The sequence below is a fragment of the Microbacterium sp. bgisy189 genome (genome assembly GCF_965345345.1).
Classification (GTDB): domain Bacteria; phylum Actinomycetota; class Actinomycetes; order Actinomycetales; family Microbacteriaceae; genus Microbacterium.
Window position 1 is genome coordinate 122,472 of record NZ_CBDRMZ010000001.1, and the last position, 20,948, is coordinate 143,419.

At 68.2% G+C, this 20,948-nt stretch carries 21 protein-coding genes; 12 read left to right on the forward strand and 9 right to left on the reverse strand.

Going from position 1 to position 20,948, the window contains the following annotated elements:
• Positions 1-43: 43 nt before the first annotated feature.
• Both ACSF8R_RS00645 and ACSF8R_RS00650 read right to left on the reverse strand, forming a co-directional pair.
• On the reverse strand, positions 44-319 hold the full coding sequence (locus ACSF8R_RS00645) for an acylphosphatase (protein WP_434809913.1): 276 nt from the start codon (positions 317-319) through the stop codon (positions 44-46).
• 40 nt (positions 320-359) lie between these two features.
• Complete coding sequence (locus ACSF8R_RS00650; protein ID WP_434809914.1) at positions 360-1,007, reverse strand: LysE/ArgO family amino acid transporter; 648 nt, start codon at positions 1,005-1,007, stop codon at positions 360-362.
• Positions 1,008-1,078: 71 nt separating this feature from the next.
• Between ACSF8R_RS00650 and ACSF8R_RS00655 the strand changes: the two genes are divergently transcribed.
• Entirely contained in the window at positions 1,079-1,963 is an 885-nt protein-coding gene (locus tag ACSF8R_RS00655; protein ID WP_434809915.1) for a LysR family transcriptional regulator ArgP, read from the forward strand.
• On the opposite strand, the gene ACSF8R_RS00660 is transcribed toward ACSF8R_RS00655, so the two are convergent.
• The 4 genes from ACSF8R_RS00660 to ACSF8R_RS00675 form a co-directional block, all read right to left on the reverse strand.
• Positions 1,944-2,972: an NADP-dependent oxidoreductase gene (locus tag ACSF8R_RS00660; RefSeq protein ID WP_434809916.1), complete on the reverse strand. Its 1,029-nt coding sequence runs from the start codon at positions 2,970-2,972 to the stop codon at positions 1,944-1,946. The two genes, ACSF8R_RS00655 and ACSF8R_RS00660, sit on opposite strands and share 20 nt — an antisense overlap.
• A 114-nt stretch (positions 2,973-3,086) precedes the next feature.
• Positions 3,087-3,572, reverse strand: a complete 486-nt coding sequence (locus ACSF8R_RS00665; protein ID WP_434809917.1) for a MarR family winged helix-turn-helix transcriptional regulator — start codon at positions 3,570-3,572, stop codon at positions 3,087-3,089.
• The gene (locus ACSF8R_RS00670; RefSeq protein ID WP_434809918.1) at positions 3,565-5,241 is read right to left on the reverse strand and encodes an MDR family MFS transporter; all 1,677 of its coding nucleotides are present in this window, start codon (positions 5,239-5,241) and stop codon (positions 3,565-3,567) included. Before ACSF8R_RS00670 ends, ACSF8R_RS00665 begins: the two co-directional genes overlap by 8 nt.
• 151 nt (positions 5,242-5,392) lie before the next feature.
• Positions 5,393-6,043, reverse strand: a complete 651-nt coding sequence (locus ACSF8R_RS00675) for a YqaJ viral recombinase family protein (protein ID WP_434809919.1) — start codon at positions 6,041-6,043, stop codon at positions 5,393-5,395.
• 399 nt (positions 6,044-6,442) lie between these two features.
• Here ACSF8R_RS00675 and rplJ point away from each other — a divergent pair, with 399 nt between their 5' ends.
• Both rplJ and rplL read left to right on the forward strand, forming a co-directional pair.
• Positions 6,443-6,958 carry a 50S ribosomal protein L10 gene (gene rplJ, locus ACSF8R_RS00680; RefSeq protein ID WP_434809920.1) on the forward strand — a complete coding sequence of 172 codons (516 nt, stop codon included), beginning with the start codon at positions 6,443-6,445 and terminating at the stop codon, positions 6,956-6,958.
• Between the two features lie 45 nt (positions 6,959-7,003).
• Positions 7,004-7,393: a 50S ribosomal protein L7/L12 gene (gene rplL, locus ACSF8R_RS00685; RefSeq protein ID WP_434809921.1), complete on the forward strand. Its 390-nt coding sequence runs from the start codon at positions 7,004-7,006 to the stop codon at positions 7,391-7,393.
• Between the two features lie 60 nt (positions 7,394-7,453).
• On the opposite strand, the gene ACSF8R_RS00690 is transcribed toward rplL, so the two are convergent.
• Positions 7,454-8,497, reverse strand: coding sequence for a LacI family DNA-binding transcriptional regulator (locus ACSF8R_RS00690; protein ID WP_434809922.1), 1,044 nt, complete (start codon positions 8,495-8,497; stop codon positions 7,454-7,456).
• Positions 8,498-8,727: 230 nt separating this feature from the next.
• Here ACSF8R_RS00690 and ACSF8R_RS00695 point away from each other — a divergent pair, with 230 nt between their 5' ends.
• From ACSF8R_RS00695 to ACSF8R_RS00710, 4 genes are all read left to right on the forward strand, one after another.
• Complete coding sequence (locus ACSF8R_RS00695; protein WP_434809923.1) at positions 8,728-10,065, forward strand: ABC transporter substrate-binding protein; 1,338 nt, start codon at positions 8,728-8,730, stop codon at positions 10,063-10,065.
• Between the two features lie 108 nt (positions 10,066-10,173).
• A complete protein-coding gene (locus ACSF8R_RS00700; protein ID WP_434809924.1) occupies positions 10,174-11,313 on the forward strand; it encodes a carbohydrate ABC transporter permease in 1,140 nt (379 codons plus the stop codon).
• Positions 11,313-12,263, forward strand: a complete 951-nt coding sequence (locus ACSF8R_RS00705; RefSeq protein WP_434809925.1) for a carbohydrate ABC transporter permease — start codon at positions 11,313-11,315, stop codon at positions 12,261-12,263. The genes ACSF8R_RS00700 and ACSF8R_RS00705 overlap by 1 nt, the downstream gene beginning before the upstream one ends.
• A gap of 144 nt (positions 12,264-12,407) precedes the next feature.
• Positions 12,408-12,644, forward strand: a complete 237-nt coding sequence (locus ACSF8R_RS00710; protein ID WP_434809926.1) for a dodecin family protein — start codon at positions 12,408-12,410, stop codon at positions 12,642-12,644.
• Between the two features lie 19 nt (positions 12,645-12,663).
• Here the strand turns inward: ACSF8R_RS00710 and ACSF8R_RS00715 are convergent, their stop codons facing one another.
• The gene (locus ACSF8R_RS00715) at positions 12,664-13,347 is read right to left on the reverse strand and encodes a DUF305 domain-containing protein (RefSeq protein ID WP_434809927.1); all 684 of its coding nucleotides are present in this window, start codon (positions 13,345-13,347) and stop codon (positions 12,664-12,666) included.
• Positions 13,344-14,051, reverse strand: a complete 708-nt coding sequence (locus ACSF8R_RS00720) for a DUF3105 domain-containing protein (protein ID WP_434809928.1) — start codon at positions 14,049-14,051, stop codon at positions 13,344-13,346. The genes ACSF8R_RS00715 and ACSF8R_RS00720 overlap by 4 nt, the downstream gene beginning before the upstream one ends.
• Before the next feature lie 173 nt (positions 14,052-14,224).
• Here ACSF8R_RS00720 and ACSF8R_RS00725 point away from each other — a divergent pair, with 173 nt between their 5' ends.
• From ACSF8R_RS00725 to ACSF8R_RS00745, 5 genes are all read left to right on the forward strand, one after another.
• The gene (locus ACSF8R_RS00725) at positions 14,225-15,559 is read left to right on the forward strand and encodes a multidrug effflux MFS transporter (RefSeq protein ID WP_434809929.1); all 1,335 of its coding nucleotides are present in this window, start codon (positions 14,225-14,227) and stop codon (positions 15,557-15,559) included.
• 26 nt (positions 15,560-15,585) lie between these two features.
• Positions 15,586-16,257, forward strand: a complete 672-nt coding sequence (locus tag ACSF8R_RS00730; RefSeq protein WP_434809930.1) for a phosphatase PAP2 family protein — start codon at positions 15,586-15,588, stop codon at positions 16,255-16,257.
• Entirely contained in the window at positions 16,205-16,462 is a 258-nt protein-coding gene (locus ACSF8R_RS00735; protein WP_434809931.1) for a DUF4166 domain-containing protein, read from the forward strand. Before ACSF8R_RS00730 ends, ACSF8R_RS00735 begins: the two co-directional genes overlap by 53 nt.
• Positions 16,463-16,569: 107 nt before the next feature.
• Positions 16,570-18,546: a helicase HerA-like domain-containing protein gene (locus tag ACSF8R_RS00740; RefSeq protein WP_434809932.1), complete on the forward strand. Its 1,977-nt coding sequence runs from the start codon at positions 16,570-16,572 to the stop codon at positions 18,544-18,546.
• 31 nt (positions 18,547-18,577) lie between these two features.
• Positions 18,578-20,947, forward strand: coding sequence for an FdhF/YdeP family oxidoreductase (locus tag ACSF8R_RS00745; protein WP_434809933.1), 2,370 nt, complete (start codon positions 18,578-18,580; stop codon positions 20,945-20,947).
• Position 20,948 lies beyond the last annotated feature (1 nt).

Genomic DNA, 20,948 nt, shown 5'->3' on the forward strand with positions numbered 1-20,948 from the left:
TCGAGAAGCCCCATCCGCTCCCGCGGGTGGGGCTTCTCGCATGTCACCGATCCCGACGCACCTCGAACCCTGAGGTGCCGAGCGGATCCATCTCGGTCACGGACGCGCCCTCCACGTGCGAACCGGGCGGCCCCTCGGCCATCCACGCCAGCACCTCGTCGACCTGCATTGTCGTGCCCTCGACTTCGCACTCGACGGTGCCGTCGCGCAGGTTGCGGGTCCACCCCGACGCCCCGGCCTCGGCCGCGACCATGCGCAGCGTGTAGCGGTAGCCGACGCCCTGCACCGTGCCTCGGACGATCACGTGGACGCGTCTCATGCCTCCATCGTGCCTTGTCGGACCACTCCGCGGGGCGGAATCAGTGGGGGAGGACGAGGCTGATCGCGATCGCGATCATGACGACGGCGATGCTGCCGTCGAGCACGCGCCAGGCGCGCGGTGTGCCGAGCCATCTGCCGAGGCGCCGGGCACCGAGCGCGAGCGCGAAGAACCACACAACGCTCGCCGCGGCAGCCCCCGCGGCGAACCACCAGCGCTGGTCGCCGTGCGTGCTGGCGATCGAGCCGAGCAGGAACACGGTGTCGAGGTAGACGTGCGGATTGAGCCACGTCAGCGCCAGGCAGGTGAGCACGATCGGCAGGGCCCGCGTGCGCGTGGCGAGGCCCGTGGTGCCCCCGGATCCAGCAGGTTCCGGTGACGTGCCCACGCGCAGGCTCTGCCCGGTGGGACGCCATGCCCTGCGCGCCGCGAGCAGTCCGTAGCAGAGCAAGAAGGCGAATCCCGCCCAGCGAACGGCGTCGATGAGCCACGGCACCGCCTGCAGCACCGCGCCGAGTCCTGACACGCCGAGCACGATGAGCGCGGCGTCGGAGAGCGCGCAGATCGTCGCGACGAGCAGGGCGTGCTCGCGGCGCATCCCCTGGCGCAGCACGAACATGTTCTGCGCGCCGATGGCGACGATGAGGGAGAGGCCGAGGCCGAAGCCGGCGATGACGGAGGTGAGCACGTCTCGAAACTACGGCCACACTGAGGTACAGTCCAGTTCATGATTCTGATGGTGCATAAGCAGAGCTTCAGGTGAGGATCCCCGCCGAGCTGGCCGAGACGCTCGCCGTCGTCATCGACGAGGGGAGCATGGATGCCGCGGCCCGTCGCCTGCACATCTCTCCCTCGGCGGTGAGCCAGCGCATCAAGGCCCTCGAAGAGCAGATCGGACGGGTGCTGCTGGTGCGGGCCAAACCGGTGCGCGCCACCGATGCGGCGCATGCTGTCATCCGCTTCGCCCGCCAGCTGGCGCTGCTCGAGCACGATGCCGTCGCCGAGCTCGGTGACGTCGACCGCATCAGCATCCCGCTCGCGGTCAATGCGGACTCCCTCTCGACCTGGATGCTCGAACCCCTCGCGCGCGTCAGCGCCCGGCATCCCGTCGTCTTCGACCTGCACCGTGACGACCAGGACTTCACCGCGGGACTGCTCGAATCGGGAACCGTCATGGCTGCCGTGACCTCACGCCGTACCCCCGTCGCCGGCTGTCGTGTGAGCGTACTCGGTGCACTGCGCTACGAGGCTGTCGCAACCCGTGGGTTCCGCGACCGATGGTTCGCGGACGGCGTGGACTCGACCTCACTCGACGACGCGCCCGTCATCGACTTCGATCGTCGCGATGACCTGCAGACCAGATGGCTCCGCGCACACGGTGCCGGGGCCATCCCGCCACGGCACTTCGTGCCCGCCTCGCACGACTTCGCCGCCGCGGTGCAGCTCGGTCTCGGGTGGGCGATGCTGCCGACGCTGCAGGCAGACCGCGGACTCGAATCGGGCGAGCTCGTCCGGCTCGGCGGCGACCCGATCGACGTGCCGCTGTACTGGCAGCAGTGGAACCTGCGTTCCGCGCTGCTCGAGGCTGTGGCTGACGAGGTGATCGACGCCGGTCGGCGTTCGCTCAGGCCTCTGCGACCTTGAGCACCACTTTCCCTCTGGAGTGCCCGCGCTCGAGCTCGGTGTGCGCGGCGGCCGCCTCGTCGAGGTCGAAGACCTTGTCGATGAAGACCTGGATCGCGCCGGATTCGAGCAGGCGGCCGAGGGTTGCGAGCACGCCCCCGTCGGGGATCACCTTGTATGAGGTGGCGCGCACGCCGGCACGCGCGGCGTGTTCGGCGTAGTCGGGCCACGCCCCCGTCGGCACCATGACGTACAGTCCGCCCGGACGGACGACCGAGAGCGACCGGGTGCCGGTGTCGTCGTGCACGTTGCCCACGAGATCGATGACGACGTCGACGTCGGTCACGACATCTTCGAAGCGCGTGGTCGCATAGTCGATCGCGACGCTCGCGCCGAGTTCGCGCAGCCACGCCAGATTGTGCGCCGAGCCGGTCGCCGTCACGTGCGCACCGAAATAGGCCGCCAGCTGCACGGCGAAATGACCGACACCGCCCGATCCGGCGTGAATGAGCACACGCTGGCCCTCGTGCGCGTGCGCCGTCTCGACGACGAGCCCCCACGCGGTCAGCGCCGCGAGCGGCACACCGGCCGCCTCGACGTGCGAGAGTGTCGACGGCTTCCGTGCGACCGAGAGCGAGGGTGCGACGACGTACTCGGCATAACTGCCGGTCGTGCGCGGGAACGCCGCCATGCCGTACACCTCGGTGCCCGGCTGCAGCGGATGGGCCTCGTACGGCGCCTTGACGACGACGCCGCTGAAGTCGAAGCCAGCAACGACGGGACCGGCTGCGGCGGCGTTCATGGCGCCACCGGCCCTGGTCTTCGCGTCGATCGGGTTCGTGCCGGCGGCGACGACGCGCACGAGCAGTTCGCTGAGCATCGGCGCCGGTACCGGCACTTCGGCGACATGCAGCACGTCAGGGCCGCCGGGAGCGTCGTACACGACGGCACGCATGTGCGAGGGCGGGGTGTCGACATCGGCGAGTGGCGCATCCGCGATGGATGCCGTTCGCAGCGGCCGGAATCGCATCGGTCGCTCCTTCCACGCAGTGCCTGCGTCGGCACCGCGGTCGTCTGGTTCGGGCACCAGTCAACCGTGTTCGTGTCTCGCCCGTGTTACGCGGGTGCTACCGCGGCGAGAATCTCACTGCGACGACGGCTCACCCGATCCAGGCTGGATGCCGGCCGTCAGCGCATGCAGCAGCCGGGTGAGGCTGCGGATGTCTTCGACGCTCCACTCGGCGAGCTTGTCCGTCAGCAGCCCCTCCTGGGGTGCGCGGGCAGCCGCGAGGCGTGCGTGTCCTTCCGGCGTCGCTGACAGCAGGCTGGAACGTCCGTCGGCGGGGTCGGGGGAGCGGGTGATGAGACCGAGCTCCTCCAACTCGCGCAGCGTTCGGCTGAGCTGTCCACGGTCCATGAGCATGTGATCAGCGAGTGCTGAGGGCGTGACCTGGTCTCGTCGGGCGATCGTGGTGAACACCTTGTACGCCGCGGGGAGCATTCCGGGGCTGACCCGCTGCGCGTTCTCGTGCATCAGTCGCCGGAAGCGGTTGCCGAGTTCGCCGAATTCCGCCTCCAAGAGGTGCACGGCGTCAGCCCGCTCATCAGAGGTGCCGAGTGTGTCAGTCATCCCGACCATCATCTCGTGCCGCGGTCGTGCGCACCGAACCAGTCGTGGTGAGCGCGTCCATCCCCTCAGGAACCGAGACCGTCGCCAGGTCGGCTTCGCTCGCCCGCATCCGCTCGGTCGTCGTCATGCGCGTGAGCGGCACGTTCGGCAGGAACAGGATCGCGATCAGGCTCACCACGGCGAACGGAACGGCGATGAGGAACGAGTGTGCGATGCCCTGGGCGTAGACGTCCTCGATGATGACCTGCAGCGCCTCGGGCATCTCCGACACCTGAGGGAGGGTGCCCGACCCGAGCTGATCCGCCCAGGTCGCGCCTTCGGCGCCGAGGCCGGCGATCGCGGTGGCGAGGGCTTCGCGAGCGTCCGCCATGAGTTCGGTGACGCGGGCTGCCAGCGCCGCGCCCATCACCGATACGCCGATGGTGCCGCCCAGACTGCGGAAGAAGGTGACGCCCGAGCTCGCCGCGCCGATCTGTTCTGCGGCGGTGGTGTTCTGGACGATCAGCACGAGGTTCTGCATCGTCATGCCGACGCCGGCGCCGAGCAGGAACATGTAGACCGACACCAGGAAGAAGTCGGTGTCGTAGTGGATCGTCGAGAGCAGGAAGGCCCCGGCGGTCAGCGAGACCGCGCCCACCACGAGGTAGGGCTTCCAGTGTCCGTACTTGGTGATGAGGCCGCCGACCCCGACCGAGGCGAGGAGGAGCCCGGCGATCATCGGAATCGTCATGAGTCCTGCCTCGGTGGGCGTGGCGCCGCGGGCGAGCTGCATGTACTGACTGAGGAACACCGAGGCGCCGAACATCGCGATCCCGGTCGCGATCGATGCGACGACCGACAGCGTGAACGTGCGGTTGCGGAACAGCGACAGCGGCACGAGCGGCTCGGAGACGCGCAGTTCGACGATGACGAACAGGATCGCGCCGAGCAGTGCGCCGCCGACCATCAGTACGGTCTCGATGCTCCACCAGTCGAAGCTGGTGCCGGCGCTCGTGACCCAGATGAGCAGGAGCGATACGGCGGCTGACAGCAGCACGATGCCGAGGTAGTCGATGCGGGCGCGCTTGGTGGGGCGGGCAGGCACCCGCAGCGTGAGCTGCACCATGATGAGCGCGACCACTGCGAAGGGGAGCGCCACGAAGAAGTTCCAGCGCCAGCCGAATGCGTCGGTGATGAGGCCGCCGAGCAGCGGGCCGCCGACGGTCGCAACCGCCATGACCGCGCCGAACAGGCCCATGTAGCGACCGCGCTCGCGCGGGCTGATGATGTCGGCCATCAGCACCTGGCTGAGCGCGGCGAGTCCGCCCGCACCGAGGCCCTGGACGGCGCGGAACGCGATGAGCGTTCCCGCATCCTGAGCGAAGCCGGCGGCGGCGGTCGCGAGCACGAAGATCAGGATGGCGACCTGGTACAGCACCTTGCGATTGGTCAGGTCGGCGAGTTTGCCCCAGATCGGGGTCGAGATCGCCGTGGTCAGCAGGGTCGCGGTGACGACCCAGGTGAACGCGTTCTGATCACCCTCGAGGTCGTGGACGATGACCGGGAGAGAGGTCGAGACGACGGTGGATGCCAGCATCGACACGAACATGCCGAGCAGCAGACCGGAGAGGGCTTCGAGCACCTGGCGCGGCTTCATGGCCGGTCCGTGCTCGGGAGTTGTGGAGGACATGCGACCGCCTCCCCGCGCGACGCGCGAGATCGTTGAGATAAGTCAATAGTTGATGTGCGTCAACGATAAAGGAAACGTTGACGCACGTCAACTTGTTTCGCCCGGGCGTGCCGGGTCGGCGGCCCGGCGGGCGCGATTCGGCGGCGGTGCGTCAGTCTGCGAGCGCGAGCGCCCGGAACGGCTCGCGCGGTCGCTGCGCGGGCGCCGCAGGGCGCTTGGCCAACTGTGTGCGGCGATAGAGTTCGTCGATCAGGTCGGTCGCGAGCCCCACGAGCTTCGAGATCTCGCGCTCATCGCGATCGATCCAGGCGCACTTCGGCTCGTCGTGCACCGGCACGAAATCGTCGTGCTGCTCCCAGACGACCAGCGTCCGCTCGGCGCCCAGCACATGCTGCTGCCACCACACCTGGCGCAGGTATCCGCGGGGGACCGAACGCCACGACTTGTTCGTCGTCTTGATCTCGGCGAGCGTGACCCGGCCGCCGCCGTCGACCGCGATGCCATCGGGTGTCGCGAGATGACGCTTCTCGACGACGGCGTGGAACAGCGCTGAAGAGGGCTGGATGCCGTGGGTCGCCGCCACCCAGGCGGCGATCTCGGGCTCGCGACGCCTGCCGTGGTCGGTGTAGGCGTTGCCCGAGAAGCCGGAACCCATGAGTTTGGCATCCGCTGCCCGGCCGATCGCCTTGCCGCTCGTGAGCTGTGCCACGTCGGTCGCGGTGATCCCGCGCGAGCGCGCCCGGATCCAGGCGACCCGATCCCGTGAGTCCGCGACGATGCGCGCGGACAGTTCGGGAGTCATGTCATCGAGCCTAGACGCGCCCGCCGACCTCGATCCCGTGCGACACCCGTGACCGCAGTTGTCACCGCACCAGGAGAAATCCCGGAGACAGGACCATGTGCTCGGAATCGTCCTGTTCCGGTGAGATCTCCTGTTTCGAAGGCGGGGTCTGCGATTTGGGGAACGCCTCGACGGCGGGTACAGTGGTGCGTAAGCCAAAGACCGTCGGTCATCGGCGTGCGTGCAAACGCATGACGATCGAAGCTCTGCAATGCAGGGGCCCGCGCAGGTGACACTGAACTTTCCGGGAGACCGGATCCCAAAGCTCCGTGCGCTTGCGCCGGAGCTTTTTTCATTGCGACGACGACTTCGGCCGGCGCCCCGCCACCGCGGAGCGTCTCGTACACATAAGGAGTGGCCATGGCGCAGAAGGAAGCAACGGTCGCCGAGCTCACGAAGAACTTCGAGGACTCGACCGCCGTTCTGCTGACCGAGTACCGCGGTCTGACGGTTGCCCAGCTCAAGGAGCTGCGCAACAGCATCCGTCAGGACGCGGAATACGCCGTGGTGAAGAACACGCTGACCAAGATCGCGGCGAACAACGCCGGGGTCAAGGGGCTGGATGACGAGCTCAAGGGCCCGTCCGCCATCGCCTTCGTGCACGGTGACCCTGTCGCCGTCGCCAAGGGCCTGCGTGCCTTCGCCAAGGCTAACCCTCTGCTGGTGATCAAGGGCGGCTACTTCGACGGTGCCGCGCTCTCGCCCGCCGAGGTGAGCAAGCTCGCCGATCTCGAGAGCCGTGAAGTCCTGCTGGCGAAGCTCGCCGGTGCGATGAAGGCCTCGATGACCAAGGCGGCATTCGTCTTCAACGCGCTGCCGTCGAAGGCCGTTCGGACGGTCGACGCGCTGCGTGAGAAGCAGGAGTCCGCGGCCTGACATCGGGTCCCGGCATAGCAAAACCCCAATTCAAGGAGAATCATCATGGCAAAGCTCAGCACTGACGAGCTGCTCGACGCGTTCAAGGAGCTCACGCTCATCGAGCTGTCCGAGTTCGTGAAGGCGTTCGAGGAGACCTTCGACGTCACCGCCGCCGCTCCCGTCGCGGTCGCCGCTGCCGGCGCCCCCGCCGGTGGTGCCCCCGCCGAAGAGGCCGAGGAGAAGGACGCGTTCGACGTCATCCTCGAGGCCGCTGGCGACAAGAAGATCCAGGTCATCAAGGTCGTCCGCGAGCTCACCTCGCTCGGCCTCGGCGAGGCCAAGGCCGTCGTCGACGGTGCTCCCAAGGCTGTCCTGGAGGGCGCCAACAAGGAGACCGCCGAGAAGGCGAAGGCTGCCCTCGAGGAGGCCGGCGCTTCGGTGACCCTGAAGTAATTCAGGTTCCTCTGCACGAAGGCCCCCGGGTTGATTCCGGGGGCCTTCGTCGCGTCTGCATCAGATCGGGCCGCGACCGCTGTCCATGACCGCTGCAGAGGCGGCGCCGGCGACCGCGCCCGTCGACCCGCGAACGACGAGCCGTGGCTTGAGTCGCATCACGAGCGGATCTGCATCCGGATCGTCGAGGTGGCGCATGAGCAGCGATACCGCCGACTTGCCCTGCTCGCGCGGGAGCTGCCGCAGGGTCGTCAGCGCGAACATCTCGGCGTCGACATGGTCGTCGATGCCGATCACACTGAGCTGCGAGGGGACGAGGATGCCGAGACGACGAGCCGCGATGATCGCGCCGATCGCGACCTCGTCGCACGCCGCCACGATGCCCGTCGGTCGATGCTCGACATCGCTGAGCAGGTCGACTGCGGCCGCGAACCCTGCCGGCATCGACGGTTCGGACGGCGTACGCACCGCGTGATCTGAGAGGCCGGCGCGTTCCATCTGGTCGAGGTAGCCGCCGTAGCGCGCGGCCTCCACATGCGGCCAATGGGGGGAGCCGCCGCCGAGGAAGTGCACCTGGCGATGCCCGAGCGCGATCAGGTGCGCGGTGGCGAGGGATGCCGCGTGCGCGTCGTCGAGGGTGACGACGCTCGTGCGCTCCTGTGCGCCGATGACGCTCACGACCGGCTTGCCGAGGGCCAGCAGTGCGTCGAGTTCGGCTTCGGCCGGTTCCAGGCCCACGGCGATCAGCCCATCGAACCGCCGGCGGGGGAGGAACTCCTCGAAGATCCGTCGACGCGCGGCGCTGCCGGGCGTCGCGTCATAGAGGGTGAGGTCCATGCCTCGTTCGAGGAGTGCGTGCTGGATGCCCTCGAGCACCTCGGCGAAGAACCACCGGTTCAGCCGCGGCATGACCACGCCGACATTCCGGGTGCGTCCTGTCGCCAGGCTGACGGCGCTCGTCGACGGCACGTATCCCAACTCCTGCGCCGCCTGCTGCACGCGCTCCCGCGTCGCGGCGGAGACGTACCCGCTGCCGGAGAGGGCCCGGCTCGCCGTCGCTTTCGACACGCCCGCGAGTGCGGCGACGTCGGCGATGCCGGCCATGGACTCCTCCTCGAGTTCGCATCGCACGTTACAGGATGCGGTGCAGAATCTGGAACCGGTTGCATCCTCCGGCACCCATCGATGCGCCGCAGGAAAACAGTGTTACTCGGTTGTGATGTGTCGTGCGGTTGTGCGGATGGTTCCGCTCTCATAGTGTGGCCTGGAATCGGTTCCCTATGGGACCGGTGTGCACCGCGGAACTTTCCGAGCACTCAACGAGGAGGAATCACATGGGGCTGTCAAAGCGTCGAATGCTTGCACCCATCGCAATCATCGGAGCCGCAGGCTTCGCGCTCGCGGGCTGCAGTGGCGGCCCGGGATCGACTGGCAACAACGACGGTGACTCGGGGGACACCGGCGACAGCGTCGTGACCGTCTACGGCACGATCGCCGACACCGAGGCCGAACTGCTCGAACAGTCCTGGGCGGACTGGGAGGAAGAGAACGGCATCGACATCCAGTACGAAGCGTCGAAGGAGTTTGAGGCGCAGATCGCGGTTCGTGCACAGGGTGGCAACGCCCCCGACCTCGCGATCTTCCCGCAGCCCGGCCTCATGGCCGACATGGCAGCGCGCGGGTACCTCGTCGAGGCCCCCGACGCCGTCAAGGCGAACGTCGAAGAGGGCTGGTCCGAGGACTGGGGCGCCTACGCGACGGTCGACGACACCCTCTACGGCGCACCGCTCATGGCGAGCGTCAAGGGCTGGATCTGGTACTCGCCGTCGTACTTCACCGAGAAGGGCTATGAAGTCCCCACCGACTGGCAGGGACTGCTCGACCTGACCGCGCAGATCCAGGCCGATGAGGCCAAGGCGCCCTGGTGCATCGGCTTCGGTTCGGATGCCGCGACCGGATGGCCGGGAACCGACTGGATCGAGGACCTCGTCCTGCGCCAGGCCGGCCCCGACGTCTACGACCAGTGGGTCGCCAACGAGGTGCCCTTCACCGACCCGCAGATCTCGTCGGCGTTCGAGGAGTTCGGCAAGATCGCGCTGAACCCCGACTACGTCAACGCCGGCTTCGGTGACGTGAAGTCGATCGTCACGACGCCCTTCGGCGACCCGGCGACCGCTCTCGTCAACGGCGACTGCGCGCTGCACCACCAGGCGTCGTTCTACGACGGCTTCATCACCGACGCCGGTGGCGAGGTTGCCGAAGACGGTGACATCTGGGCGTTCATCATGCCCCCGTTCGAGGGTGGCGGCTCCAGCGATGGTGCTGTCGTCACCGGCGGTGGCGAGATCGTCGCAGCGTTCGACGACTCCGAGGCCACGCAGAAGGTGCAGGAGTTCCTCTCGAGCTCCGACTGGGCCAACGCGCGTGTCGCGCTCGGCGGTGTCATCAGCGCCAACAAGGGTCTCGACCCCGAGCAGGCATCGAGCAACATCCTGAAGGAAGCCATCAGCATCCTGCAGGCCGACACCACCACGTTCCGCTTCGACGCGTCCGACCTCATGCCGTCGGCTGTCGGTGCGGGCACGTTCTGGAAGGGCATGGTCGACTGGGTCAACGGCTCGTCGACGGACACCGTCCTCGGACAGATCGAGGCCGGCTGGCCGTCGGAGTGATCCGTCATTGACCCGCGGGGCCGTCCTTTCGAGGGCGGCCCCGCTTCCCACCCCGAGGCGTCCCCACGGGCGCCGCCCGAGTCCGACGTCGCAGTCGAAAGGTTGCTCATGTCCGTCCAAGACTTCTTCCGGTGGCTCTCCACCCTGAACCCATGGCTGGAGATCGTCGTCATCGTCGGCGTCTTCGTCGCCGCAGTGGCGCTCATCCTCTTCTTCATCGAGATCGCGCCGCGCAAGGGCACGAAGTACACCGTCATCCGGCTCATCGCCTGCATCGTCGGGCCTGCGCTCGTCCTCTTCCTGTTCCAGTCGTGGTACGAGGCCATGGCTGCTGCTGCAGTGCTGGGTCTGCTGTTCTTCTTCCTCGACCGCCGGGCGCGCGACGGCGCGGGCTCGATGTTCCAACTCGTCGGCTTTCTCGCGCCGGCGATCATCCTGCTGCTGATCGGCCTGGTCGTCCCCACGATCCAGACGATCGCGCAGGCGTTCATGAACTCGCGCGGCACGACCTTCGTCGGGCTCGCGAACTTCGAGTGGATCTTCACGCAGTCCGCCAACGTCCGCGTCATCATCAACACGATCCTGTGGGTGCTGATCGCGCCCGTCGTCTCCACGATCGCCGGTCTCGCGTACGCCTACTTCATCGACAAGACCCGGGGTGAGAAGTACTACAAGATCCTGGTGTTCCTGCCCATGGCGATCTCGTTCGTCGGTGCGTCGATCATCTGGCGCTTCATGTACACGTCGCGGCCTTCCGACCAGGAGCAGATCGGCTTCCTGAACCAGGTGATCGTCTGGTTCGGCGGACAGCCGTACAACTTCCTCGCCGACGACCCGTGGAACACCCTGTGGCTCATCGTGGTGTTCATCTGGATCCAGACCGGTTTCGCGATGGTCGTGCTGTCGGCAGCCATCAAGGGAGTGCCGACCGAGCAGCTCGAAGCCGCAGAACTGGACGGCACGAACGGCTGGCAGAAATTCCGAAACGTCGTCGTGCCGGGCATCAGACCATCGCTGATCGTCGTGCTGACCACGATCTCGATCGCCTCGCTGAAGGTGTTCGACATCGTCCGCACGATGACCGCCGGTGCCAACAACTCGTCGGTGCTCGCCAATGAGATGTACACGCAGTTCCGCAGCTTCGAAGCGGGGCGTTCGGCGGCTTTCGCGCTGATCCTGTTCCTGCTGGTGCTGCCGATCGTCGTGTACAACGCCGTGCAGATCAAGAAGCAGAGGGAGATCCGCTGATGGCCACCGCAACCGCGACCCTCACGGTCGACGAGAAGCGCCGCAACCGCGGCAACAAGGGCGGTGACCTCGCCGGCACGAAGAAGCGGCTCACCTCCCCCTGGGCCACGATCGCCGCGCTCGTCATCGCCGCGATCTGGACGGTGCCGACCTTCGGACTGTTCCTCACGTCGTTCCGCCCCGCAGACCTGATCAACGACACCGGCTGGTGGACGATCTTCTCCAACTGGGGCTTCACGCTCGACAACTACGCGACAGCGCTGCAGACCGGCAACAGTCAGCTCGACATGGCCGGCGCCTTCGTGAACTCGTTCGCGATCACGATCCCCGCCGTCGTCCTGCCGATCTGTATCGCGCTGCTCGCGGCGTACGCGTTCGCGTGGATCGACTTCCGCGGCAAGAACATCCTGTTCATCGGCGTGTTCGCGCTGCAGATCGTGCCGATCCAGATGGCCCTCATCCCGCTGCTGCAGCTGTTCGCGCAGGGTACGGTCTTCGGGTTCCCGATCATCGAAGCGTTCGGCTCCGCCGGCTACGCGCAGGTGTGGATCGCCCACACGATCTTCGGTCTCCCGCTCGTGATCTACCTGCTGCACAACTTCGTGTCGGAGATCCCCGGCGAGGTCATCGAGGCCGCGCGTGTGGACGGCGCCGGTCACGGCCAGATCTTCTTCCGGATCATCCTGCCGCTGACGGCCCCCGCCATCGCCTCGGTTGCGATCTTCCAGTTCCTGTGGGTGTGGAACGACCTGCTGGTGGCCTTGATCTTCGCCGACGGCAACGTGGCGCCGATCACGAAGCTGCTGGCCGAGATGACCGGCAGCCGGGGCCAGGACTGGTATCTGCTCACGGCCGGTGCGTTCATCGCGCTGATCGTGCCGCTGATCGTGTTCCTCTCGCTGCAGCGCTTCTTCGTACGCGGCCTGCTGGCAGGCGCCACGAAGGGCTGAACCGGCCCGAACACCGCGAACGGGCGGCATCCTCATCGGGATGCCGCCCGTTCGCCGTGTTGTCAAGGGGGCTGTCGTGCACCGCCGGAGTGCGCTTCGGTGGGAACGCGGGGATGGTCCCGTACCCGAGCCGAGGAGGACATCATGGGTTCTGTCGCGAGAGTCACCACCATCACGTCGAGGTCTGAGACGAGCTTCGAAGACGCGATCCGTCAGGGGATCGAGCGCGCAGGCGACACGCTGCGCGGCGTCGAGGGTGCGTGGGTGAAAGACCACGTCGTCAACATCCGCGCGGGGCAGATCACGTCGTGGCAGGTGACGCTCGAGGTCACGTTCGTGCTCGATGACGCGGGCACGCCGGTGGACAGCTCCACCGACTGACCGCCCGTGCGCGTCGGGCTCAGCCCTCGCAGGCGAGCCCGGCGCGCAACGACTGCATGAGATCGATCTCTGCGGACTGCGTGGCGATGATGCCGTCGGCGACCTGCAGGGCCCGCGGCTCGCTGCCGAGGTCGAGCAGCGCCTCTGCCATCGGCAGCGCGCCCTCGTGGTGGCGGATCATGAGTCCGAGGTAGAGGCAGTCGGCTTCGGTGCCGGTCGCAGCGTCGAGTTGGGCGAGCTCGTCGGTGCTCGCCATGCCCATTGATGCCATGAGCTCTTCATCGCTCGCGGGGTCCTCGGCGGTGCCGCCGTGGTCGTGACCGGTGTCTGCGGCATCCATCCATGCCATCAGGCGCCCGCCGCCCTGCGGAAGCCCCCACTTGACGAGCCAGTCGTAGAACTCGCCGCGCTGGGCGGATTGCGCCGTCGCGATGTCATGCGAGAGCATGCGCACGTTCTCGTCCTGTGTCTTGCGGTAGATCGTCATCGACATCTCGATGGCCTGCGCGTGGTGGATCTGCATGTCGCGTGCGAAGCCCGCCTCGGCCGAGTCAGTGCCGGGCACGGATGCCGCGGACCCGAAAGTCGAGAACCGGCCGATCGCGAACGCGAGGCCGGCGATCGCGAGGGCGACCAGCAGCACCGCCCACCACGGCGGCAGCGAGCGCTGCGTCGACGGCTCGCCTTGCGAGGTGTCGGTCACGACTGCTTGCCGGGCCCGTCGATGCCCGCCGAGCACAGGGCTCCCGGCTCGGGCGCGTTCTGGTTGCGCCAGTACTCCTCGAAGAACTGCGCGATGCGCTCGTCGTCGGCGTCTTCGATCTGCAGCTGCGCATTCCAGGCGCTCAGCACGATCGGGGTGGGCAGACCCTCGTAAGGGGAGAGGATGACGTAGCTGCTCGGCAGGAAGCTCTTGAGAGTCGCGAGGTCGTCGTCGCTGAGGGCGGCTGCGTCGTAGGTGACCCAGACGGCGCCGTGCTCGAGCGAATGGACGGCATTCTCGTTGGTCTGCGGCTCAGAGTAGATGCCGCAGTTGAGCCATGCGTTGGCGTGCGGACCGCCGGCCGGGGGCGTCTGCGCGTAGTCGACCGTGCCCTCGACGTGCAACGTCTCGTTCGTGAAGGTCTCGACACCGGTGATCTCGGTGCCGTCGCCGCCCTCGGTGTACTGGGCGGGGGGCTTCGGCGCGAAGACGATGGATGCCACGATGAGCCCGATGATCACGATCGCGGCGGTGATGCCGACGATCCACCAGACGAGCTTGCTGCGCTTGCGCTTGGCGAGCTGGCGCTGGTACTCGGCGAGCTTCGCCTGCTTCTGCGCCTCGCGCTGCTGCTTGACGGTGAGGTTGATCTGCGCCTGCGTGGCAGGGTTGCCGCTGTTGCGCTTGTCGGAAGTCGGGGTCATTGCAGGTGATCTCGCTTCGGGAGGGCCGGTCTGAAGCCGGCGACGTGGGATTGCCTCCATCCTATGCGGGCGCCCAGGCAGGAGGCTGGGAGGCGGGCTAGACTCGAAGTGTCGGCTCGAATCGATTCGAGATTCGCCGGCGGCACCACTCGAAGCAACACCGTCTGGATCCCGTGCGCGACACCGCCTCCATCCCCACTCAGCAGCCCGCCCGACGAGCATCGACCGCGACCGGCGCCATCCGCACCCTCGGAGCGGACCCGGCCACCGCACCGATCGTGCTCCACCCCGGCGACGCGATCCCCACGTCGCGTCGCGTCGTCTACATCATCCTGCTCGGCGCGCTGACCGCGTTGGGCCCGTTCACCGTCGACCTGTACCTGCCCGCCTTCCCCGTGCTGCAGGAGGACTTCCACACCACCGCGGCCGCGATCCAGCTGACCCTCACCGGCACCATGATCGGCTTCGCGCTCGGGCAGTTGATCGTCGGTCCCCTCAGTGACAAGGTCGGTCGCCGCGTGCCACTGCTGACGGTCACCGCCGTCCACGTGCTCGCCAGTCTCGCCGCCGCGCTCGCGCCGAGCCTCGAACTGCTCACGGCGGCACGCGTGCTCATGGGCATGGGCGCCGCGGCCGGCGGGGTCGTCGCGATGGCGGTCGTGCGCGACCTGTTCGGTGGTCGTCGTCTCGTGGTCATGCTCAGCCGACTCGCGCTCGTCTCCGGGGTCGCGCCGGTCGTCGCGCCCCTCATCGGATCGGCGCTGCTGACCGTCATGCCCTGGCGCGGCATCTTCGTCGTGCTCGCCGTGTACGGCGTCGTGATGCTGCTGGCCGCGATCTTCCTCGTGCCCGAAACCCTGCCGGCGGCCCGCCGTCAGGAGAAAGGTTCGACGACGGTGCTGCAGCGCTACCGCAGCGTCTTCCGCGACCGCGTGTTCGTCGGCGTGCTCATCATCGGCGGCATGACCTTCTCTGGCCTGTTCTCGTACCTGTCGGCTTCGTCGTTCCTGTTCCAGGAGACCTACGGCTTCGATCCGCAGCAGTACGGCCTGCTGTTCGCCGCGAACTCGGTCGGGCTCGTGATCGGCGTGCAGACGGCATCCCGCCTCGCGGCGCGTTTCGGTCCGCAATGGGTGCTGGCGTGCTCGACCGCCGCGCTCGTGGTCTTCGCGACCGCGATCATCGTGACCGACCAGCTCGACCTCGGCCTGTGGGGCACGATCGTGCCGCTGTTCCTGTTCATGACCGCCTGCGGGTTCACCTTCCCGAACGTGCAGGTCCTGGCGCTGGATCGTCACGGAAAGGCGGCGGGCACCGCGGCATCCGTCATCGGCGCCGTCAACTTCGGCGTCGCGGGCCTCGTGACCCCGCTCGTCGGTGCGCTCGCGGAAGGTTCGGAGATCACCGCGACCACGATGGCGACGGTCATGGTCGGCTGTGCGGTGATCGCCGTGCTGTCGCTGTGGCTCGTCGTGCGACCGCGCACCGTGGAGCGCCTCGCGCCCTGATCGCGCCGGTGGGGCACAATGGGGCGATGACTGCCCGGGTGACTGATGAAGAGATCTCGATCGGGCTGCGGTGCGCCGTCGTCGGTGCGGGCCTCGTGTTCGCGGCGGTCGTGCTGGGGGTGCTCATCGCCCTCGAAGCCGACCCGATCGACGTCGACGTGTGGTGGAACGGGTTCGTCAACCTGTTCGCGCCGGTGCTCAGCGACATCTCGCTGTTCATGAACTTCGTCGGCGGCGGGTGGTTCGCCACGTACGTCGTGCCGCTGGCGGGTGCCGCGCTGCTCGTGCTGATCCGCCGCCCCTGGTCGGGCCTCATGTTCGTGGTCGCGTCGGCGCTCAGCGCCGCGGCCGTGCAGGTGCTCAAGACGATCTTCGGTCGCGCGCGCCCCGAAGACATGCTCGTCATCAGCGACCACGGGTCATTCCCGTCAGGGCATACGGCCAATGCGGCGACGATCGCAGCCCTCGCGGTGCTGCTCTTTCCGCGGGTGTGGGTCGCGATCGTCGGTGCCGCGTGGACGCTCCTGATGGCTTTCAGCCGCACGCAGGTGCACGCGCACTGGTTCAGCGACACGGTCGGCGGCACGCTCGTCGGCGTCGGCATGGCGCTCGTGGTCGCCGGCGCGTTCACGGTGCCCCTCATCCGTGAACGCGAACGCGCGCTGCTGCAGGCGCGCGCGGACGAGGCCACGGAGTGACGCGGCCGCACCGGCGCGGCATCTACGTCGAGACCTTCACCTCGCGGTCGATCTCGACCTCGACGTCGACGAGTCCGGTGCGCTGCTGCTGACGTCGCAGGCACAGCGGTTCTATGAGGGCCCCATCGGGTTCCGATTCCCGATGCTGCTGAGCGGTCGGGCACGCCTGCGCCTGCTGCCGGTCCGCCACGAGCGCCGCACGTGAGCGGGTTCGCTGTGGATTCGTTCGCGCCGAAGTGCCGGTGCACGTCGCGCGGATCAACCCGTCGGCACGGATGAACGGGACGGGCGGCGCTGAGTAGGCTGAGCGGCATGACCGCGTCAGAGTCGCCCGACCCCGCCGTCGCCGCAGCCGAAGCAGAACTCGCGCGGCTGCGCGCAGAAGCCGCAGCCGCCGAGGCCCAGCTCAAAGCCGCGCAGGCCAAGGCCGCGCTGGCCGCCGCAGAGGCAGCGGCTGCGAAGGCGAAGGCTGCCGGCGGCGCCGCGCCGGCGGAGGAGACCTCACCGGCCGCAGACGTCGCAGCACCGGCGGATGCGGCATCCGCAACGCAGGAGAAATCACCGGAACAGGACGATGCCGCCGCAGAAGCTCCTGTCACCGAGAGTTCTCCTGTTCCCGAGACGCCGGCAGAGCCCGCACAGCCCGCCGAGCCCGGCCCCGACGCCCCGCTGGATGCCGAGGAGGTCGCCAAGGTCGCGGCCGGCTACGCGTTCGACGCCGCCACCCTCGACCTCGGCGCACTCGTCAACGGCGCACCCGACCCGGCCGTGCAGATCCGCATCCCGCTCGCGATGACCAACCGCCACGGCCTCGTCGCCGGCGCCACCGGCACCGGCAAGACCCGCACGCTGCAGGGGCTCGCCGAGCAGCTCGCCGCGAAGGGCGTGCCCGTGTTCGCCGCCGACATTAAGGGCGACCTGTCGGGTGTCGCGACGCCGGGGGAGCCGAGCGAGAAGCTGCTGGCCCGCACGAGGGGCATCGGCCAGGACTGGAAGCCCGAGGCATCCGCGACGGAGTACTTCGCCCTCGGCGGCATCGGCAAGGGCGTGCCCGTCCGCGCCACCGTATCGGGCTTCGGTCCGCTGCTGCTGAGCAAGGTGCTCGGCCTCAACGACACGCAGGAGTCGAGCCTCGGGCTCGTCTTCCACTACGCCGACGAGAACGGACTCGCCCTCGTCGACCTCTCCGACCTGCGCGCCGTGCTCACCTACCTCACGAGCGACGACGGCAAGGAGGAGCTCAAAAGCCTCGGCGGCCTGTCGTCGGCGACGGCGGGCGTCATCCTCCGCGAGCTCATCACCTTCGCCGACGACGGCGCCGACGTCTTCTTCGGCGAACCCGAGTTCGACGTGAAGGACTTCCTGCGCTCGGCACCCGATGGGCGCGGCATCATCTCGCTGCTCGAGGTGCCCGGCGTCGCCGACAAGCCCGCGCTGTTCTCGACGTTCCTCATGTATCTGCTCGCCGAGCTGTTCGAGATGCTGCCCGAGGTCGGTGACCTCGACAAACCGAAGCTCGTGTTCTTCTTCGACGAGGCGCACCTGCTGTTCAAGGACGCGTCGAAGGACTTCCTCTCCGCGATCGTGCAGACCGTCCGGCTCATCCGCTCGAAGGGCGTCGGCGTCTTCTTCGTCACGCAGACCCCGAAGGACGTCCCATCGGATGTGCTCGCCCAGCTCGGTTCGCGCGTGCAGCACCAGTTGCGCGCGTTCACGCCCGATGACGCGAAGGCGCTGAAGGCGACCGTCGGCACGTACCCGAAGAGCGGCTACGACCTCGAGCGCGTCCTGCAGGAGCTCGGCACGGGTGAGGCGATCGTCACCGTCATGAGTGAGAAGGGCGCGCCGACGCCGGTTGCCTGGACGCGCCTGCGCGCACCGCTCGGGCTGATGTCGCCGACGCCGGATGCCGCGATCGATGCGGCCGTGGCATCCTCGCCGTTGCAGCCGAAGTACGGCACCGCAATCGACCGCGAGTCGGCGCGCGAGGTGCTGACGGCGAAGATGAACGCCGCCGCCGAAGCGGCCGCCGCAGAAGAGGCAGCGCTGGAGAAGGCGAAGGTCGACGCCGAGTACGCCAAGCAGCAGGCGGCGATCGACAAGGCGAAGGCCGCCGCAGAGAAGAAGGCGCAGGCCGAGTACGACCGGCTGCTGAAGAAGACCGCCGGCACCAGCCGCACCAGCCGCCGCCAGGAGAAGAGTGTGCTCGAGCAGGTGCTCGGGTCGAAGACGACCACCACGATCATCAACAGCGTCATCCGGGGAGTCTTCGGTACCGGCCGTCGCTGACCCGGGCGGTCTGGGGGCGTAGCCTGGGGGTATGGCGACGAGGCCTCCGAACGTCGATATCGACGAATCCAAGCTGCGCGTGACCGCACCGAAGGAGGTCGCCGTCGGCGTGCCGGCGGTGCTGCACGCGCTGCAGATCTCGTGGGAGCAGATGGGGCTCAAACGCAGCGCCGAGACGCTGCTGCGGGTCAACCAGAAGAACGGGTTCGACTGCCCGGGCTGCGCCTGGCCAGAAGAGGACAAGCGGCACATCGCGGAGTTCTGCGAGAACGGCGCGAAGGCCGTCGCCGAGGAGGCGACGCTCCGCCGAGTCACGCCGGCGTTCTTCGCGCAGCACGCTGTCGAAGATCTCGCCGACCACGACGATTGGTGGCTGGGGCAGCAGGGGCGGCTGACCGAGCCCATGCTCCTGGAGGAGGGTGCGACCCACTACCGTCCGATCGGCTGGGACGAGGCGCTCGACCTCGTCGCCGACGCGCTGCGTGAACTCGACGACCCCGACGAGGCCGTCTTCTACACGTCGGGCCGCACCTCGAACGAGGCCGCATTCCTGTACCAGCTGCTCGTGCGCGGCGTCGGCACCAACAATCTGCCCGACTGCTCCAACATGTGCCACGAATCGAGCGGATCCGCGCTCGGGCAGACGCTCGGCATCGGCAAAGGCACCGTCACGCTCGACGACATCCACGAAGCCGACCTGCTCATCATCGCGGGGCAGAACCCCGGCACGAACCACCCTCGGATGCTGTCGGCGCTGGAGAAGGCGAAGCAGCGCGGTGCGACGATCATCGCCGTCAACCCGCTGCCCGAAGCAGGACTCCTCCGCTTCGAGAACCCGCAGACCCCGCGCGGCGTGCTGCTGGGCGGCACCGCGCTCGCCGACGAGTTCGTGCAGATCCGTCTCGGCGGCGACCAGGCGCTGTTCCAGGCCATCGGCGCGCACCTGCTCGAGGGTGAGGCGCGCGACGGCGGAGTCGTCGACCACGCCTTCGTCGAGGCGCACACGTCCGGGTTCGAGGCGTACCGGCAGGCGATGGCGAACGCCGACTGGCGCGAGTTCGAGACGGCGACGGGGCTGCCCGAAGCCGAACTGCGCCGTGTCGCCGAGATCGTGCGGGGATCGGCATCCACCATCGTGTGCTGGGCGATGGGGCTCACGCAGCACAAGCACTCGGTGGCAACCCTGCGCGACGTCGTGAACGTGCTGCTGCTGCAGGGCAACATCGGGCGTGCAGGTGCCGGTGTGTGCCCGGTGCGTGGGCACTCCAACGTGCAGGGCGACCGCACGATGGGCATCTACGAGAAGCCTGCGCCCGCGTTCCTCGACGCACTCGAGCGGGAGTTCTCGTTCGCCGCGCCCCGCGCCAACGGGCACGACACGGTCGACTCGATCCGCGCGATGCGTGACGGCCGGGTGCGATTCTTCATGGCCATGGGCGGCAACTTCATCTCGGCGACCCCCGACACCGCCGTCGTCGAGGCGGCGATGCGGCGTGTCGATCTCACGGTGCAGGTATCGACGAAGCTCAACCGTTCGCACGTCGTCACCGGGCGCCGCGCGCTCATCTTGCCGACGCTCGGCCGCACCGACCGTGACGGCAGGCGTGGCGATGCGCGCAAGGTCACGGTCGAAGATTCCATGGGTGCCGTGCACGCGTCGCACGGCCGCCTCGACCCGCCTGGCGAGGGGATGCCGAGCGAGGTCGCGATCGTGGCACGCCTGAGCGCACGGCTGTTCGCCGAACGCGGGCCCCGTGCCGATTGGGCCGCGCTGGAGGCCGACTACACCGGCATCCGCACCCACATCCAGAACGTCGTGCCCGGCTTCGAGGACTTCGAACAGCGCATCGCGAAGGGACGCACGCTCATGCTCGAGAACGGCCCGCGCGATGCCCGCCGTTTCGCGACGCCGGACGGGCGGGCGCAGTTCACCGTCAACCCGCTCGAATACCCGCGCGTGCCCGAGGGGCGGCTGCTGCTGCAGACGCTGCGCTCGCACGACCAGTACAACACCACGATCTACGGCAAGGACGACCGCTACCGCGGCATCCACGACGGCCGTCGCGTCGTGCTCACCCACCCCGACGACATCGCCGCGCTCGGCTTCGCGCCGGGCGACCTCGTCGACCTCGTGTCGGAGTGGGAGGGACCCGACGGGCTGCAGGAGCGGCGGGCAGATGCCTTCCGGCTCGTGCCCTATTCGACGCCACGTGGCAACGCCGCCGCCTACTACCCCGAGACGAACGTGCTCGTGCCGCTGGACTCGGTCGCCGACGTCTCGGGCACACCGACCTCGAAAGCCGTCGTCGTGCGGTTCGAACAGCACGCGGACTGGCCGCATGACAGAGCCGACCCGCTTCGTCAAGCGGGTCGTGCGCGGCGTGCGCCTGACCTACCGTGAC

Coding starts and splice junctions, on each gene's coding strand:
- ACSF8R_RS00645 (WP_434809913.1), bottom strand. CDS start 319: ATGAGACGCGTCCACGTGATCGTCCGAGGCACGGTGCAGGGCGTCGGC.
- ACSF8R_RS00660 (WP_434809916.1), bottom strand. CDS start 2,972: ATGCGATTCCGGCCGCTGCGAACGGCATCCATCGCGGATGCGCCACTC.
- ACSF8R_RS00665 (WP_434809917.1), bottom strand. CDS start 3,572: ATGACTGACACACTCGGCACCTCTGATGAGCGGGCTGACGCCGTGCAC.
- ACSF8R_RS00670 (WP_434809918.1), bottom strand. CDS start 5,241: ATGTCCTCCACAACTCCCGAGCACGGACCGGCCATGAAGCCGCGCCAG.
- ACSF8R_RS00675 (WP_434809919.1), bottom strand. CDS start 6,043: ATGACTCCCGAACTGTCCGCGCGCATCGTCGCGGACTCACGGGATCGG.
- rplJ (WP_434809920.1), top strand. CDS start 6,443: ATGGCGCAGAAGGAAGCAACGGTCGCCGAGCTCACGAAGAACTTCGAG.
- rplL (WP_434809921.1), top strand. CDS start 7,004: ATGGCAAAGCTCAGCACTGACGAGCTGCTCGACGCGTTCAAGGAGCTC.
- ACSF8R_RS00690 (WP_434809922.1), bottom strand. CDS start 8,497: ATGGCCGGCATCGCCGACGTCGCCGCACTCGCGGGCGTGTCGAAAGCG.
- ACSF8R_RS00695 (WP_434809923.1), top strand. CDS start 8,728: ATGGGGCTGTCAAAGCGTCGAATGCTTGCACCCATCGCAATCATCGGA.
- ACSF8R_RS00700 (WP_434809924.1), top strand. CDS start 10,174: ATGTCCGTCCAAGACTTCTTCCGGTGGCTCTCCACCCTGAACCCATGG.
- ACSF8R_RS00705 (WP_434809925.1), top strand. CDS start 11,313: ATGGCCACCGCAACCGCGACCCTCACGGTCGACGAGAAGCGCCGCAAC.
- ACSF8R_RS00710 (WP_434809926.1), top strand. CDS start 12,408: ATGGGTTCTGTCGCGAGAGTCACCACCATCACGTCGAGGTCTGAGACG.
- ACSF8R_RS00720 (WP_434809928.1), bottom strand. CDS start 14,051: ATGACCCCGACTTCCGACAAGCGCAACAGCGGCAACCCTGCCACGCAG.
- ACSF8R_RS00730 (WP_434809930.1), top strand. CDS start 15,586: ATGACTGCCCGGGTGACTGATGAAGAGATCTCGATCGGGCTGCGGTGC.
- ACSF8R_RS00740 (WP_434809932.1), top strand. CDS start 16,570: ATGACCGCGTCAGAGTCGCCCGACCCCGCCGTCGCCGCAGCCGAAGCA.
- ACSF8R_RS00745 (WP_434809933.1), top strand. CDS start 18,578: ATGGCGACGAGGCCTCCGAACGTCGATATCGACGAATCCAAGCTGCGC.